Source organism: Pseudomonas sp. Je.1.5.c (genome assembly GCF_051129895.1).
Taxonomy (GTDB): Bacteria; Pseudomonadota; Gammaproteobacteria; order Pseudomonadales; family Pseudomonadaceae; genus Aquipseudomonas; species Aquipseudomonas urmiensis.
Genome location: NZ_JBCPSP010000005.1, coordinates 1 through 14,779 on the forward strand (window position 1 = coordinate 1; position 14,779 = coordinate 14,779).

15 protein-coding genes are annotated in these 14,779 nt (G+C 63.8%); 9 read left to right on the top strand and 6 right to left on the bottom strand.

All coding sequences use genetic code 11. The features are described 5' to 3' along the window. Positions 1-216: 216 nt before the first annotated feature. The 6 genes from ssuE (at position 217) to AAZU54_RS05950 (ending at position 4,942) form a co-directional block, all read left to right on the top strand. Entirely contained in the window at positions 217-810 is a 594-nt protein-coding gene (gene ssuE / locus AAZU54_RS05925; RefSeq protein WP_186552876.1) for an NADPH-dependent FMN reductase, read from the top strand. Between the two features lie 93 nt (positions 811-903). Continuing rightward, entirely contained in the window at positions 904-1,869 is a 966-nt protein-coding gene (locus AAZU54_RS05930) for a sulfonate ABC transporter substrate-binding protein (RefSeq protein WP_312154770.1), read from the top strand. Positions 1,870-1,928: 59 nt separating this feature from the next. After that, positions 1,929-3,077: an FMNH2-dependent alkanesulfonate monooxygenase gene (gene ssuD, locus AAZU54_RS05935; protein ID WP_264235201.1), complete on the top strand. Its 1,149-nt coding sequence runs from the start codon at positions 1,929-1,931 to the stop codon at positions 3,075-3,077. 11 nt (positions 3,078-3,088) lie between these two features. Further along, positions 3,089-3,886: an aliphatic sulfonate ABC transporter permease SsuC gene (gene ssuC / locus AAZU54_RS05940; RefSeq protein WP_186552873.1), complete on the top strand. Its 798-nt coding sequence runs from the start codon at positions 3,089-3,091 to the stop codon at positions 3,884-3,886. Further along, positions 3,883-4,695: an aliphatic sulfonates ABC transporter ATP-binding protein gene (gene ssuB, locus AAZU54_RS05945; RefSeq protein WP_186552872.1), complete on the top strand. Its 813-nt coding sequence runs from the start codon at positions 3,883-3,885 to the stop codon at positions 4,693-4,695. Before ssuC ends, ssuB begins: the two co-directional genes overlap by 4 nt. 31 nt (positions 4,696-4,726) lie before the next feature. Continuing rightward, positions 4,727-4,942, top strand: a complete 216-nt coding sequence (locus AAZU54_RS05950) for a TOBE domain-containing protein (protein WP_027595183.1) — start codon at positions 4,727-4,729, stop codon at positions 4,940-4,942. Positions 4,943-5,084: 142 nt separating this feature from the next. Here the strand turns inward: AAZU54_RS05950 and AAZU54_RS05955 are convergent, their stop codons facing one another. The 4 genes from AAZU54_RS05955 to AAZU54_RS05970 form a co-directional block, all read right to left on the bottom strand. Next, positions 5,085-5,714, bottom strand: coding sequence for a TetR/AcrR family transcriptional regulator (locus tag AAZU54_RS05955; RefSeq protein WP_186552871.1), 630 nt, complete (start codon positions 5,712-5,714; stop codon positions 5,085-5,087). Continuing rightward, positions 5,714-7,291 (bottom strand): glutamate--cysteine ligase, encoded by a 1,578-nt coding sequence (gshA, locus tag AAZU54_RS05960; protein ID WP_434726817.1) that lies wholly within the window; start codon positions 7,289-7,291, stop codon positions 5,714-5,716. The genes AAZU54_RS05955 and gshA overlap by 1 nt, the downstream gene beginning before the upstream one ends. Before the next feature lie 273 nt (positions 7,292-7,564). After that, positions 7,565-7,948 (bottom strand): PaaI family thioesterase, encoded by a 384-nt coding sequence (locus tag AAZU54_RS05965; RefSeq protein WP_186552869.1) that lies wholly within the window; start codon positions 7,946-7,948, stop codon positions 7,565-7,567. Beyond that, entirely contained in the window at positions 7,948-10,272 is a 2,325-nt protein-coding gene (locus AAZU54_RS05970) for a Tex family protein (protein WP_434726818.1), read from the bottom strand. Before AAZU54_RS05970 ends, AAZU54_RS05965 begins: the two co-directional genes overlap by 1 nt. A gap of 231 nt (positions 10,273-10,503) precedes the next feature. Here AAZU54_RS05970 and ompR point away from each other — a divergent pair, with 231 nt between their 5' ends. Together ompR and AAZU54_RS05980 are read left to right on the top strand one after the other, a co-directional pair. Beyond that, on the top strand, positions 10,504-11,244 hold the full coding sequence (gene ompR, locus AAZU54_RS05975; protein ID WP_186552867.1) for an osmolarity response regulator transcription factor OmpR: 741 nt from the start codon (positions 10,504-10,506) through the stop codon (positions 11,242-11,244). Between the two features lie 119 nt (positions 11,245-11,363). After that, entirely contained in the window at positions 11,364-12,677 is a 1,314-nt protein-coding gene (locus AAZU54_RS05980) for an ATP-binding protein (RefSeq protein WP_186552866.1), read from the top strand. A gap of 119 nt (positions 12,678-12,796) precedes the next feature. On the opposite strand, the gene rimK is transcribed toward AAZU54_RS05980, so the two are convergent. Both rimK and AAZU54_RS05990 read right to left on the bottom strand, forming a co-directional pair. Then, positions 12,797-13,702, bottom strand: coding sequence for a 30S ribosomal protein S6--L-glutamate ligase (gene rimK / locus AAZU54_RS05985; protein WP_119137413.1), 906 nt, complete (start codon positions 13,700-13,702; stop codon positions 12,797-12,799). After that, positions 13,699-14,148: an ATP-dependent zinc protease family protein gene (locus AAZU54_RS05990; RefSeq protein ID WP_264235378.1), complete on the bottom strand. Its 450-nt coding sequence runs from the start codon at positions 14,146-14,148 to the stop codon at positions 13,699-13,701. Before AAZU54_RS05990 ends, rimK begins: the two co-directional genes overlap by 4 nt. Positions 14,149-14,290: 142 nt before the next feature. Here AAZU54_RS05990 and AAZU54_RS05995 point away from each other — a divergent pair, with 142 nt between their 5' ends. After that, positions 14,291-14,692 (top strand): RNA-binding S4 domain-containing protein, encoded by a 402-nt coding sequence (locus AAZU54_RS05995; RefSeq protein ID WP_186552865.1) that lies wholly within the window; start codon positions 14,291-14,293, stop codon positions 14,690-14,692. Positions 14,693-14,779 lie beyond the last annotated feature (87 nt).

Consider the following 14,779-nt stretch of genomic DNA (forward strand, 5'->3'; position numbering starts at 1 on the left):
CCCCGCGATAGCTATCGCGGGGCAAGCCCGCTCCCACGCAATCCGTTTTCCACGCAGCCTTCTCCCACGCAATCGCTGGTTTCGCTTTATATTAAAAATGGAATAAACAAATGAAAAAATATGATTTATAGATATATGTGATGTGCTGTTAATGTCACTCCATCAGCGGGGCGTACAACTGCAAAGCCCCGGCAACGAATCCAAGGAAGCGCGTCAATGCTGGTTGTTTCGGTCGGTGGAAGCCCAAGTACCCGTTCACGCTCCGGCGTGCTGCTAGAGCGTTCACGCCAGTGGCTGCAGGATCGCGGGGTCGAGGTGGTGACCTTCCAGGTACGTGAGTTCCCCGCCGAAGACCTGCTGCATGCCCGCTTCGACAGCCCGCAGGTGCGCCACTTCCAGGACCTGGTCGCCCAGGCCGATGGCCTGGTGGTTTCCACCCCGGTGTACAAGGCATCGTTTGCTGGCGCCCTGAAGACCTTGCTCGACCTGCTGCCGGAGCGCGCGCTGGAACACAAGGTGGTCCTGCCGATTGCAACCGGCGGCAGCATCGCCCACATGCTGGCGGTGGATTACGCACTCAAACCCGTGCTGTCGGCACTCAAGGCGCAGGAGACCCTGCAAGGGATCTTCGCCGACGACAGCCAGATCGCCTACGGCGAAGGCAACAACCCGGCGCAGTTGGCCGACGCGCTGCAAGCGCGACTGCTCGATTCGCTGGAAACGTTTCACAGCGCCTTGGCCCGCCGGCCGAAACCGGTGGCTCCTGGCGAGCTCAACGAACGCCTGATCAGTGCTCGCTGGAGTATCTGAACTCGCCCAACCGCTTCACTGTTTTTCCACCTTACTCGCCCGTCAACGAGGCAAGCAGGTGCAACCCGAACCTCATTCGCACAGGAGAGCGCCATGCGCACAGTCTTCTTGCGTCGCGGTCTGGTCGCCCTGTTTGCGGCGGCTGTGTCCTTCGGCGCCATCACCCAAGCCCAGGCCCAGAGCCTGCGCATCGGTTACCAGAAATACGGCACCCTGGTGCTGCTCAAGGCCAAGGGTACGCTTGAGAAGCGCCTGGCCGAACAGGGCATCCAGGTGCAATGGACCGAGTTTCCTGGTGGCCCGCAGCTGCTCGAAGGCTTGAACGTCGGCTCGATCGACTTCGGCGTCACCGGCGAAACCCCGCCAGTGTTCGCTCAGGCCGCTGGCGCCGATCTGCTGTATGTGGCCTACGAGCCGCCAGCCCCGCACAGCGAAGCGATCCTGGTGCCCAAGGGCTCGACGATCCAGTCGGTAAAAGAGCTCAAGGGCAAGAAGGTTGCGCTGAACAAAGGCTCCAACGTGCATTACCTGCTGGTCCGCGCGCTGCAAGACGCTGGCCTGAAATACGCCGACATCCAACCGGTGTACCTGCCGCCAGCCGATGCCCGCGCCGCGTTCGAGCGTGGCAGCGTCGATGCCTGGGTAATCTGGGACCCGTACCAGGCCGCCGCCGAACAGCAACTGCAAGCGCGCACCTTGCGTGATGGCAAGGATCTGGTCGACAACCACCAGTTCTACCTGGCAACCCGCAATTACGCCACCCAACATCCGGCGGTGATCAACACCCTGATCGAAGAAGTCCGCGCCGTTGGCGAGTGGTCGCAGGCCAACCCGCAGCAAGTCACCGACCAGGTTGCACCCCTGCTCGGCCTGCCCGCCGACATCACCCTGACCTCGGTCAAGCGCCAAGGCTACGGTGCCGCGCCGCTGACCCCTGAAGTGGTGGCCGCCCAGCAGAAGATCGCCGACACCTTCCAGGCGCTCAAGCTGATTCCCAAGCCGCTGAGCATCAAGGACGTGATCTGGACACCCCCGGCCAAGGTCGCTAGCGCGCCTTGATTGATTCGCCTGTGCCGGGGCGTCGCTCCGGCTGAGCCCCACTTGAGGAGACAACTCCAATGAGCCTTAATATTTTCTGGTTCCTTCCCACCCACGGTGACGGCAAGTACCTGGGCACCTCCGACGGCGCCCGCGCGGTCGACCACGGTTACCTGCAACAGATCGCCCAGGCCGCCGACCGCCTTGGCTTTGGCGGGGTGCTGATCCCGACCGGACGTTCTTGCGAGGACTCCTGGCTGGTCGCTGCGTCGCTGATCCCGGTGACGCAGAACCTGAAATTCCTGGTCGCCCTGCGCCCAGGCATCATCTCGCCGACCGTGGCCGCTCGCCAGGCTGCGACCCTCGATCGCCTGTCCAATGGCCGCGCGCTGTTCAACCTGGTGACCGGCGGTGACCCGGACGAGTTGGCGGGCGACGGCCTGCACTTGAACCATCAGGAGCGCTACGAAGCGTCGGTCGAATTCACCCGCATCTGGCGCAAGGTGCTCGAAGGCGAAAACGTCGACTATGACGGCAAGCACATCCAGGTGAAGGGCGCCAAGCTGCTCTATCCGCCGATCCAGCAACCGCGCCCGCCGCTGTACTTCGGTGGGTCGTCAGAAGCGGCCCAGGACCTGGCCGCCGAGCAGGTCGAGCTGTACCTGACCTGGGGCGAGCCGCCATCGGCCGTGGCCGAAAAGATCGCCCAGGTGCGTGAGAAAGCCGCCGCCCAAGGCCGCGAAGTACGCTTCGGTATTCGTCTGCACGTGATCGTGCGGGAAACCAACGAAGAGGCCTGGGCCGCTGCCGATCGCCTGATCTCGCACCTGGACGATGACACCATCGCCCGTGCCCAGGCTTCGCTGGCGCGCTTCGACTCGGTTGGCCAGCAACGCATGGCTGCCCTGCACGGCGGCAAGCGCGACAACCTCGAAGTCAGCCCCAACCTGTGGGCCGGTGTTGGCCTGGTGCGCGGTGGCGCCGGCACTGCGCTGGTGGGCGATGGCCCGACCGTTGCGGCGCGGGTCAAGGAATACGCAGACCTGGGTATCGATACCTTCATCTTCTCTGGTTATCCACACCTGGAAGAGTCCTACCGGGTGGCTGAACTGCTGTTCCCGCACCTGGACGTGCAGCGCCCAGAGCAGCCGAAGTCCGGCGGCTACGTGAGCCCGTTCGGCGAGATGGTGGCCAACGACATCCTGCCCAAGTCCGTGTCGCAGAGCTGAGGACGTAGGCCATGAGTCGTGCAACCTCCTCCAACCTGTCGCAACGCCTGGCGCCGTGGGCCTTGCCCGTGCTGCTGTTGGCGGTGTGGCAACTGGCAGTCAGCGCAGGCTGGCTGTCGACCCGCATCCTGCCGGCGCCGAGTGCGGTGATCAGTGCAGGCGTCGAGCTGGTGCGCAGCGGCGAGATCTGGAGCCACCTGGCGATCAGTGGCTGGCGCGCAGGCGTCGGCTTCCTGATCGGCGGCAGCATCGGTCTGTTGCTGGGCTTCATCACTGGCCTGTCGAACTGGGGCGAACGTCTGCTCGACAGCTCGGTGCAGATGATCCGCAACGTACCGCACCTGGCGCTGATCCCGCTGGTGATCCTGTGGTTCGGCATCGATGAGTCGGCCAAGATCTTCCTGGTCGCGCTGGGCACGCTGTTCCCGATCTACCTGAACACCTACCACGGCATTCGTAATGTGGACCCGGCGTTGGTGGAAATGGCGCGCAGCTACGGCCTGTCAGGCTTTGGCCTGTTCCGCCAGGTGATCCTGCCCGGTGCGCTGCCGTCGATCCTGGTCGGTGTGCGTTTCGCCCTGGGCTTCATGTGGCTGACCTTGATCGTCGCCGAGACCATTTCGGCCAACGCCGGTATCGGTTACCTGGCAATGAATGCGCGTGAGTTCCTGCAGACCGACGTGGTGGTGCTGGCCATCGTCATGTATGCCGTGCTCGGCAAGCTCGCCGACCTCGCCGCCCGTGGCCTGGAGCGTGTCTGGCTGCGCTGGCACCCGGCCTACCAACCGGCGAAGAAGGAGGGCGCATGACCGTGCTCAAGGAACAACCGCCGCGCTTGTTGCGTGGCATCCCCCTGGCATCCCAAGGCCTGCGCAAGACGTTCGGTCAGCGCGAAGTGCTGCGCGGGATCGACCTGCACATCCCGGCCGGTCAGTTCGTCGCCATCGTAGGGCGCAGCGGCTGCGGCAAGAGCACCTTGCTGCGCTTGCTGGCCGGGCTCGACAAGCCCAGTGCCGGAGAACTGCTGGCCGGTGCTGCGCCGTTGGCCGAGGCTCGTGAGGAAACCCGCTTGATGTTCCAGGACGCGCGATTGCTGCCCTGGAAAAAAGTGATCGACAACGTCGGCCTGGGGTTGTCCGGCGACTGGCGGCCAAAGGCGCTGCAAGCCTTGGAAGCGGTCGGCCTGGCCGATCGCGCCAATGAGTGGCCGGCGGCCTTGTCCGGTGGCCAGAAGCAACGTGTGGCCTTGGCCCGTGCGCTGATTCACCAGCCGCGCCTGCTGCTGTTGGATGAACCGCTCGGTGCTCTGGATGCGCTGACCCGGATCGAGATGCAGCAACTGATCGAACGCCTGTGGCGTCAGCATGGTTTCACCGTGCTGTTGGTCACCCATGACGTCAGCGAGGCAGTTGCGGTGGCCGACCGGGTGATCCTGATCGAGGACGGCGAAGTCGGCCTGGACCTGAACGTCGACCTGGCCAGGCCCCGTGCGCGTGGTTCGCACCGCCTGGCGGCGCTGGAAAGCGAAGTGCTCAACCGTGTTCTTTCCGTCCCGGGCACACCGCCCGAGCCGGACCCTGTAGCCCCTTTGCCCACGCAACTGCGTTGGGCCCACTGAACCCCAGAAGCCAGAAAGAAGGAATCAAGCCATGACTATCAAAGCCATCAACGTCCGTAACCAGTTCAAAGGCACCGTGAAAGAAATCCTCGAAGGTCCGGTACTGTCGGAAATCGACGTGCAGACCGCTTCCGGCGTCGTCACCTCGGTGATTACCACCCGCTCCGTGCGTGAGCTGGAGCTGCAGGTCGGCAGCGAAGTGATTGCCTTCGTCAAATCGACCGAGGTGTCCATCGCCAAGCTGTGATGACCTGAGCATGCCCAGCCATGCCATGTGGTGAGCGTGATACGTGGGAGCGGGCTTGCCCCGCGATAGTGTCAGGCCGGACGACGAGGGTGTCGCGACGGTCGCTATCGCGGGGCAAGCCCGCTCCCACGTTGCGCGTTCTTCAAATGCGTTTTGGCAGGAACGGCGGCAGGTATAACCCCAGGTACGCCTCGAACACCCGCTTGCCTTCCTCGGCCATGCGCGGGGTGATCTGCTCATGCAACTGCACCGAGCGGGCATACACCCGGTCGCTCAGTTCCATGGCCAGGGCGAACACATCGACGTCGCTCGGCACCGCCGGCAACTGGAAGTGTTGGTCGAACAGCTTGTGCATCAGCTCGCCCAATTCCATGTCGTGCTGCCGGTCGGCTTGCACCACTTCGCTCAGACCATGTTGCGCCAGGATCAACTGACGCGCCGCGGCATCGCCGTTGTAGATGTCGAGCATGCGTTGCTCGATCAGTCGCGACAGGTCATGCCAGGTCACCAGCGTGGCGGGGTCAATCGGCGCCCGCAATGCTTCGCGAAACGCCCGGTGCACATCGGCGGTGAGCGCTTCAAGCAGCGCCGGAACGCTGGCGAAGAAGTGATACACCGAAGACGGCGGAATCTGCGCCCGCTCGGCAACGCTGTACACCGACAGCCCAGCCACACCTTGCTCAGCCAATAGTTCGCGCGCCGCCGCCAGGATCGCTTCGATCCTGGCCTGGCTGCTCGCGCGTGGCTTGCGTGGCGTGGCTGTGCGGGTCATCAGTTGCTGATCGCCAGGATGCTCGCCTGGTAGGCGCCGACGAACACATCGAAATCGCCGACTTCTTCCTGCTCAAGCTTGGCTTGCTCGGCAAGCGAGTTGCGCGCCAGGGTCTCGAAGGCCTGTTGGCGCTCCGGGCTCAGCGGCTGCTCGCGGAACGTTGCGGCGTGCAGCTGGCTCTGGCGCAGGGAGAACTGCACGAAGGTTTCGTCGTGTTCGGTCATGCGTGCCAGGACCTGGGCCGATGGCGTCAGCTCAGGATCATCGATCTTGGCCTGCTGCGCGCGTAGCGCCCGAACGTGCTCCTCACCGCCGTTGGCCTGGTCGAGCAGCTCGGCCAGTGGCGTGATGCGTTCGATCAACTCAGAGGCCCAGGTCTTGAGCGCGATCGGCTGACCGCCCCGCTGCAGCTCCAGCCCTGGGCGGCGGCCTTCCTTGACCACGGTCAGGAAGTTGTTGGTGCATTGGCCACATTCGCCGTTGTCCAGCTGCGGGCTGTCGTCGAGCGCGCAGAGCAGCAGGAAGGCATCGAGGAAGCGCGCCTGCGCCAGGTCGATACCCACCGGCAGGAACGGGTTGATGTCCAGGCAGCGCACTTCGACGTACTGCACGCCACGGGCCATCAGCGCCTGGATCGGCCGCTCGCCGGTGTAGGTGACGCGCTTGGGGCGAATGTTCGAGTAATACTCGTTTTCGATCTGCAGGATGTTGGTGTTCAGCTGCACCCACTCGCCATCCTTGTGCGTGCCGACCTCGACGTAGGGCGGGTAGGGCGTGCCCACCGCCTTGCGCAGGCTGTCGGTGTAGCTGGCGAGGTTGTTGTAGCACGGCGTCAGGCCGGCCTGGGCGCTGCTCTGGTAACCCAGGTCGCTCATGCGCAGGCTAGTGGCGTAGGGCAGGTACAGGGTTTCGGCGTCGAGGTGCTCGAGCTGATGCGCACGGCCGCGCAGGAAGCCGGCGTCCAGCGCCGGCGAGGCGCCGAACAGGTACATCAGCAGCCAGCTGTAACGGCGGAAGTTACGGATCAGGGCGATGTACGCCGACGACTGGTAGTCGCGGTCGCTCTCGGTGCCGCCTTCGGTTTGGCGCAGCAGCGGCCAAAGCGCTTCAGGCAGCGAGAAGTTGTAATGAATACCGGCAATGCACTGCATGGTGCGGCCATAGCGCAGGGCCAGGCCCTTGCGGTAGACGTACTTGAGCTGGCCGATATTGGAGGTGCCGTAGTAGGCGATCGGAATCTCTTCTTCGGCCGGCAATGCGCAGGGCATCGACGGGCTCCACAGGTATTCGTTGCCAAGCTTGGACTGAACGAAGCGGTGGACCTCCTCGAGGTTCTCCAGCACTTGCGCAGGATCGGCCAGGGCTGGGGTGATGAACTCCAGCAGCGACTCGGAATAATCGGTGGTGATCTGCTCGTTGGTCAGCGCCGATCCCAGGGCTTGCGGGTGCGGGGTCTGGGCCAGGCGACCTTCGTCGGTCACGCGCAAGCATTCGCGCTCAATACCGTGCAGGCACTGCTTGAGCAAGGGGAGATTGGCACTGAGCAGGCTCAGGCGGCTTTTGAGGAGGTCGCTCAAGATGTATTCCTTCACGCGTCAGTCGCCCCAATATGGGGGTAGATATGACGGTCTACAAGGGTAGGGACAAAGGAACTGGCGTTGTCGCCTGGTTTAGCTGGGTTTTCGGTAATGCCAACGCCGATTCAGGGCCGCTACATAGCCCATCGCAGGCTGCGCCAGCTCCCCCAGATACGGCATGAAACCTGTGGGAGCTGATGCAGCTTGCGATGGGGCACGTAGCGGCCCCACCGTTCAGTACTGCCGAAAATACCGCAGATACCTGTTTGGGAGCTAGAGAACCGCGAAGGTTCCTTGCGCTTTCGCCACCAGTTTGTCGCCTTGGACTACGTCGGCGTCGACAACCAGGGTGCGCCGCCCAGCGTGCAGCACGCGGGCGGTGCACAGCACTTCACCGTCGCTGACGGCGCGCATGTAGTTGATCTTGCACTCGATGGTCACGCTCTGCTGGTCAAAGCCATGGCTGGCCGAGCAGGCCAGGCCCATGGCGATGTCGACCAGGCTGAAGATCGCCCCGCCATGCAGCTTCTGGCCACGGTTGCGCAGGTGCGGTTCGAGCGCCAGGGCGACCGTGGCAACACCTTGTTCAAGGTGTTGCAGTCGGCAGCCCAGCAGCTGGCTGAAGGCGCTCTCGACGTACTCCTTGGGCACGTCCATCACTTTTTCTTCAACTGCTTGGCGTTAGCGAACAGCGCCGCCATGGCGTTATTGGCTGGGGCGGCAGGCGTGGTTTCGCGTTGGCGTGGCGCTTGCTGCGCACGGTTGCCGCCATTGCCACGGCCACCGCCACGGTTGCCTTCGACCTTCTCGCCAGGGGTATCGCCCATGCGCATGGACAGGCCGATGCGCTTGCGCGGGATATCCACTTCCATGACCTTGACCTTGACCACGTCGCCGGCCTTGACCGCCTCACGCGGATCCTTGATGAACTTCTCCGACAGCGAGGAGATGTGCACCAGGCCGTCCTGGTGCACGCCGATGTCGACGAAGGCACCGAAGTTGGTGACGTTGGTCACCACGCCTTCGAGGATCATCCCCGGCTCAAGGTCCTTGAGGTCTTCAACGCCGTCCTGGAACGAGGCGGTCTTGAACTCGGGGCGCGGGTCGCGGCCAGGCTTGTCCAGCTCCTGGAGGATGTCGGTGACGGTCGGCAGGCCGAAGGTCTCGTCGGTGAACTTCTTCGGGTCCAGGCGCTTGAGAAAACCGCTGTCGCCGATCAGCGAGCGGATGTCACGGTCGGTGTCGGCGGCGATGCGCTGCACCAGCGGGTAGGCTTCCGGGTGCACCGCCGAGGCGTCCAGCGGGTTGTCCCCGTTCATTACCCGCAGGAAGCCTGCGGCCTGCTCGAAAGTCTTCTCGCCGAGGCGGCTGACCTTTTTCAGCGCGGCACGGGTGGCGAACGGGCCGTTGGCGTCGCGGTGGGCAACGATGTTCTGCGCCAGGGTCGCGTTGAGGCCGGAGATGCGCGTCAGCAGCGCCACCGAGGCGGTGTTGACGTCGACGCCGACGGCGTTCACGCAGTCCTCGACTACGGCGTCCAGGCCACGCGCCAGTTTCAGCTGCGAGACGTCGTGCTGGTACTGGCCGACGCCGATCGATTTCGGATCGATCTTCACCAGCTCGGCCAGCGGATCCTGCAGGCGGCGGGCGATGGAGACGGCGCCACGGATCGACACGTCCAGGTCAGGGAATTCGCGTGCGGCCAGTTCCGAGGCGGAGTACACCGACGCGCCGGCTTCTGAGACCATGATCTTGGTGATCTTCAGGGCGGGGTACTTTTTCACCAGCTCAGCTATCAGCTTGTCGCTCTCGCGGCTGGCGGTACCGTTGCCGATGGCGATCAGCTCCACCGAGTGCTTGGCGCACAGCGCGGCGAGCACGGCAATGGTGCGGTCCCAGTCGTTTTTCGGCGCGTGCGGGTAAACCGTGGTGTAGTCGAGCAGCTTGCCGGTGGCGTCGACCACCGCGACCTTGCAGCCGGTACGCAGGCCCGGGTCGAAGCCCAGGGTCGCCCGCGGGCCAGCCGGGGCAGCCAGCAGCAGGTCGTGCAGGTTGTGGGCGAAGACGTTGATCGCCTCGCCTTCGGCATTGTCGCGCAGCTCGCCGAACAGATCGGTTTCCAGGTGGGTGTAGAGCTTGACCTTCCAGGTCCAGCGCACCACCTCGCCCAGCCACTTGTCAGCCGGGCGGTCACGGTTTTCGATGCCGACATGGCTGGCGATCATCAGCTCGCACGGATGCAGGGTGCCCGGCAGCTCTTCGCCAACCTTCAGCGAGGCGCTGAGAATGCCTTCGTTACGGCCGCGGAAGATCGCCAGGGCGCGGTGCGAAGGCGCGGTGCGCAGCAGTTCGTCATGGGCGAAGTAGTCGCGGAATTTGGCGCCTTCCTCTTCCTTGCCGGCCACCAGGCGGGCACTGAGCACGGCCTCCTGCTTAAGGAAGTTACGCAGTTTTTCCAGCAAGCCTGCGTCTTCGGCGAAACGCTCCATGAGGATGTACTTGGCGCCTTCGAGCGCAGCCTTGACGTCGGCCACGCCTTTATCGGCATCGACAAAGCGTGCAGCCTCGGTTTCCGGGCTCAGTTGCGGGTCGTCGTACAGACCGTCGGCCAGCTCGCCAAGGCCGGCCTCCAGGGCAATCTGGCCCTTGGTGCGGCGCTTTTGCTTGTACGGCAGGTAAAGGTCTTCGAGGCGGGTCTTGGTGTCGGCCAGCTTGATGTCGCGGGCCAGTTCCGGGGTCAGTTTGCCCTGCTCCTCGATACTGGCCAGGATGCTTGCACGACGGTCGTCCAACTCGCGCAGGTAGCGCAGGCGCTCATCCAGGTGGCGCAGTTGGGTGTCGTCCAGGCTGCCGGTCACTTCCTTACGGTAGCGGGCGATGAAGGGCACCGTCGAGCCTTCGTCCAACAGGGCCACGGCCGCCTCGACCTGTTGCGGGCGAACGCCCAGTTCCTGGGCGATACGGCTGTTGATGCTGTCCATGAGAACCACCTGACAATATGTGAATACTGGAGGCCGCAGGTGGGCATTCGAGCCCGGCGGCGCTGGGTGAAAGCCGCGCATTATACTCATCACGCCAGGCTTGCGGTGATGGCGCTGAGCCAGCCGGGATCTGCACGGAAGTGGCGCCCCGGGAAAAATCTGCTAACAATGCACACGGCACGCGCCGCAATGGCTACGCCATAATACGCGGCGATATCAGAGGAGTTATTGATGACCAGCACCGCAAATACCGCTGAAGGCGACAAGATTCTCATCGTCGACGACGATCCAGGGCTCAGCAGCCTGCTGGAACGTTTCTTCACCAGCAAGGGCTTTCGCGCCCGTGCGGTGCCCAACGTCGAACAGATGGACCGGCTGCTGGCGCGTGAAGTGTTCAACCTGGTGGTGCTCGACCTGATGCTGCCTGGCGAGGACGGCCTGTCCGCCTGCCGCCGGCTGCGTGCGGCGAACAACCAGATCCCGATCATCATGCTCACCGCCAAAGGCGACGAGCTGAGCCGTATCAAGGGCCTCGAACTGGGCGCCGACGATTACCTGGCCAAGCCATTCAACCCCGACGAGCTGGTAGCCCGAGTCAAGGCAGTACTGCGTCGGCAGGCGCCAAGCGTACCGGGTGCTCCGGGTAGCGAAGACGAGACCGTCACCTTTGGCGACTACGAGCTGTCGCTGGCTACCCGCGAGCTCAAGCGTGGCGAAGAAGTGCACATGCTCACCACCGGTGAGTTCGCCGTGCTCAAGGCGCTGGTCATGCACGCCCGTGAGCCGCTGACCCGCGACAAGCTGATGAACCTGGCCCGTGGCCGTGAGTGGGACGCCCTGGAGCGCTCCATCGACGTGCAGATTTCGCGCTTGCGGCGCATGATTGAGCCGGATCCGTCCAAGCCGCGCTACATCCAGACCGTCTGGGGCGTGGGCTACGTGTTCGTGCCGGATGGAAACGCCGGCAAATGAGCCTGCAGGCTTGCCATGACGCGGCAGGGCGACCCGAACGGGCCGCCCTGTTTTCGTCTGTGGCCGGCCGGCAACCCTGGCGAGCCCTGCTCGCGGCTGTCTTGCAATAGTTGTCTTCGATGAAAACGCCCCTGTGGTTCCCGCAAAGCTTCTTCGCCCGCACGCTGTGGCTGGTGCTGATCGTCGTCCTGTTCTCCAAGGCGCTGACCTTGGTGTACCTGTTGATGAACGAGGACGTACTGGTCGACCGCCAGTACAGCCATGGTGTGGCACTGACCTTGCGCGCCTACTGGGCGGCCGACGAGGAGAATCGCGACAAGATCGCCGAGGCTGCTGGCTTGATCCGAGTCACCGGCTCCGGTGTGCCGGAAGGCGAGCAGCACTGGCCGTACAGCGAGATCTACCAGCGCCAGATGCAGGCCGAGCTGGGCGAAGACACTGAAGTGCGCCTGCGCGTGCACGCCCCGCCGGCGCTGTGGGTCAATGCCCCGAGCCTGGGGCCGGGCTGGCTCAAGGTGCCGCTGTATCCGCACCCGCTGCGTGGCCAGAAAATCTGGAACGTGCTGGGCTGGTTCCTGGCGATCGGCCTGTTGTCCACAGCCTCTGCCTGGATCTTCGTCCGCCAGCTCAACCAACCGCTCAAGCGCCTGGTGTTTGCCGCGCGCCAGCTGGGGCAGGGGCGTAGCGTACGCTTGCCGATCAGCGACACGCCGAGCGAGATGGCCGAGGTGTACCGCTCGTTCAACCAGATGGCCGAAGACGTCGAACAGGCCGCGCGTGAGCGTGAGTTGATGCTGGCCGGGGTGTCGCATGACCTGCGCACGCCGCTGACACGCCTGCGCTTGTCGCTGTCGCTGATGGCCAACGACAACGACCTGACCGATGACATGGTGCGGGATATCGAGGATATGGACGCCATCCTTGACCAGTTCCTGGCCTTCATTCGCGATGGCCGTGATGAGCCGGTGGAGGAGGTCGACCTGGGTGATCTGGTGCGTGAAGTGGTGGCGCCGTACAACCAGCCACAGGAGCGTGTGCGCCTGTGCCTGGAGCCGATCCCGCCATTCCCGCTGCGCCGGGTTTCACTCAAGCGCATGCTGGGTAACTTGATTGGCAACGCGCTGCATCACGCCGGCAAAGGCGTCGAGGTGGCGGCCTATGTGTCGGGCGACGAGAGTGCGCCGTATGTGGTGCTCAGCGTGCTCGACCGCGGGGCGGGGATCGATGAGTCGGAGCTGGAGACGATCTTCAACCCGTTCATTCGCGGAGACCGGGCGCGTGGCGGCAAGGGCACCGGGCTGGGGCTGGCGATCGTCAAGCGGATCGCGGCCCAGCATGGCGGCAATGTTGAATTGCGCAATCGATCTGGCGGTGGGATCGAGGCGCGGGTGCGTTTGCCGTTGGGGCTGTTGTTGCCGCGTAATGCTGTCTGATCGTTAGCGTCTGTACCGGCCTTATCGCGGGGCAAGCCCGCTCCCACGCCGAAATTTCGTCATGCTGGAAGTTGGCATGGGAGCGGGCTTGCCCCGCGATGAGGCCAGGATCAACAGCATCAGCCTTTGCCTTTGGTCCGGGTTTGATTCGGCCCGCCATTCTTTTCCAGATGCTCGATGATCATCCCAGCCACATCCTTGCTGGTGGTCACCTCGATGCCTTCCAGCCCAGGCGATGAATTCACCTCCATCACCAACGGCCCGTGATTGGAGCGCAGGATATCCACCCCGGCCACGCTCAAGCCCATGACCTTGGCCGCACGGATAGCGGTGATCCGCTCTTCCGGGGTGATCTTGATCAGGCTGGCGACCCCGCCGCGATGCAGGTTGGAGCGAAACTCGCCTGGCTTGGCCTGGCGCTTCATCGAGGCGATCACCTTGTCACCCACCACGAAGCAGCGGATGTCGGCGCCGCCAGCCTCCTTGATGTACTCCTGGACCATGATGTTCTGCTTCAGGCCCATGAACGCCTCGATCACCGATTCTGCCGCCTGGGTCGTCTCGCACAGCACCACGCCGATGCCTTGCGTGCCTTCCAGTACTTTGATCACCAAGGGTGCGCCATTGACCATCTGGATCAGGTCTGGGATGTCGTCCGGAGAATGGGCAAAGCCGGTGATCGGCAGGCCGATACCCCGGCGCGACAGCAGCTGCAGCGAGCGCAGCTTGTCGCGCGAGCGGGCGATGGCCACCGACTCGTTGAGAGGATACACGCCCATCATCTCGAACTGGCGCAGCACCGCGCAGCCATAGAAGGTCACCGATGCGCCGATGCGAGGGATCACTGCATCGAAACCTTCCAGCGGCTTGCCGCGATAGTGGATCTGCGGCTTGTGGCTGGCGATGTTCATGTAGGCGCGCAGGGTATCGATCACAACCATCTCATGGCCGCGCTGGGTACCGGCTTCGACCAGGCGGCGGGTGGAATACAGACGCGGATTGCGCGACAGCACAGCGATCTTCATGCAGCACCTGTGACAGGGGAAAGGGTGGCCAGGAAGGCCGGTTTGTCTTGCACGTATTTCAAACCTGGGTTGACCACCAGTTGGCCGTGGATCAACGCCTTGGAACCGAGCAGCAAGCGGTAGCGCATGGCCTTGCGACAGGCCAGGGTGAATTCGACCTCCCAGACCCGGTCGCCCAGGGCCAGCGCGGTGCGGATCACATAGCGTACCTGGGCCTGGCCATTGGAGCTCTTGATGGTCTTCATGGTCACCAGCGGCGCTTCGCAGCGACGATGGCGCAACTGCACCACGGTACCCAGGTGCGCAGTGAAGCGCACCCATGGCTCACCGTCACGCTCGAATGTTTCCACATCGGTGGCGTGCAGGCTGGAGGTGCTGGCACCGGTGTCGATCTTGGCGCGCAGCCCCGCGACACCGAGGTCGGGCAGGGCGACCCACTCACGCAGGCCGATCACACTCAGATGGTCAAATGTCTTCACTAATCACACCCTGCGGATAAGGTGGTGAACTGTAAGCATCGCGCAGTTTTTTTGCATCCGTCAGTCACGGTAGTACAGTTCCGTGAAAGACAGAATTCGAGGAAATGAGATGGCACAAAAGCCTGAAGACGACGACAAGGTGCGCCTGGACAAATGGCTGTGGGCGGCGCGTTTCTACAAGACCCGTGCCTTGGCCAAGGCCGCCATCGAAAGTGGCAAGGTGCATTGCCGGGGCGAGCGCTGCAAGCCGGGCAAGGAGCCGCGCGTGGGCGATGAGTTCGTTTTGCGCACCGGGTTTGACGAGCGCACTGTGGTGGTCAAGGCACTGTCAGTGGTACGCCGCGGTGCGCCGGAGGCGCAGCTGTTGTATGCCGAGACCGAAGAGAGCATTCGTCGTCGTGAGCAAGCGGCGCAGCAGCGCAAGGATGGGGCGCTGGGCATGACCACCGATGGGCGGCCGAACAAGAAGCAGCGGCGGCAGATTCATCAGCTGCATGGCAGTTTTGATTGAGAAGTGGCTGCTGGGGCTGCTTTGCAGCCCTTCGCGGGCAAGCCCGCTCCCACAGGGACCGCGCCGCTATTGGGCTCAGCGCTGTCA

Coding starts and splice junctions, on each gene's coding strand:
- ssuE (WP_186552876.1), top strand. CDS start 217: ATGCTGGTTGTTTCGGTCGGTGGAAGCCCAAGTACCCGTTCACGCTCC.
- AAZU54_RS05930 (WP_312154770.1), top strand. CDS start 904: ATGCGCACAGTCTTCTTGCGTCGCGGTCTGGTCGCCCTGTTTGCGGCG.
- ssuD (WP_264235201.1), top strand. CDS start 1,929: ATGAGCCTTAATATTTTCTGGTTCCTTCCCACCCACGGTGACGGCAAG.
- ssuC (WP_186552873.1), top strand. CDS start 3,089: ATGAGTCGTGCAACCTCCTCCAACCTGTCGCAACGCCTGGCGCCGTGG.
- ssuB (WP_186552872.1), top strand. CDS start 3,883: ATGACCGTGCTCAAGGAACAACCGCCGCGCTTGTTGCGTGGCATCCCC.
- AAZU54_RS05950 (WP_027595183.1), top strand. CDS start 4,727: ATGACTATCAAAGCCATCAACGTCCGTAACCAGTTCAAAGGCACCGTG.
- AAZU54_RS05955 (WP_186552871.1), bottom strand. CDS start 5,714: ATGACCCGCACAGCCACGCCACGCAAGCCACGCGCGAGCAGCCAGGCC.
- AAZU54_RS05965 (WP_186552869.1), bottom strand. CDS start 7,948: ATGGACGTGCCCAAGGAGTACGTCGAGAGCGCCTTCAGCCAGCTGCTG.
- AAZU54_RS05970 (WP_434726818.1), bottom strand. CDS start 10,272: ATGGACAGCATCAACAGCCGTATCGCCCAGGAACTGGGCGTTCGCCCG.
- ompR (WP_186552867.1), top strand. CDS start 10,504: ATGACCAGCACCGCAAATACCGCTGAAGGCGACAAGATTCTCATCGTC.
- AAZU54_RS05980 (WP_186552866.1), top strand. CDS start 11,364: ATGAAAACGCCCCTGTGGTTCCCGCAAAGCTTCTTCGCCCGCACGCTG.
- rimK (WP_119137413.1), bottom strand. CDS start 13,702: ATGAAGATCGCTGTGCTGTCGCGCAATCCGCGTCTGTATTCCACCCGC.
- AAZU54_RS05995 (WP_186552865.1), top strand. CDS start 14,291: ATGGCACAAAAGCCTGAAGACGACGACAAGGTGCGCCTGGACAAATGG.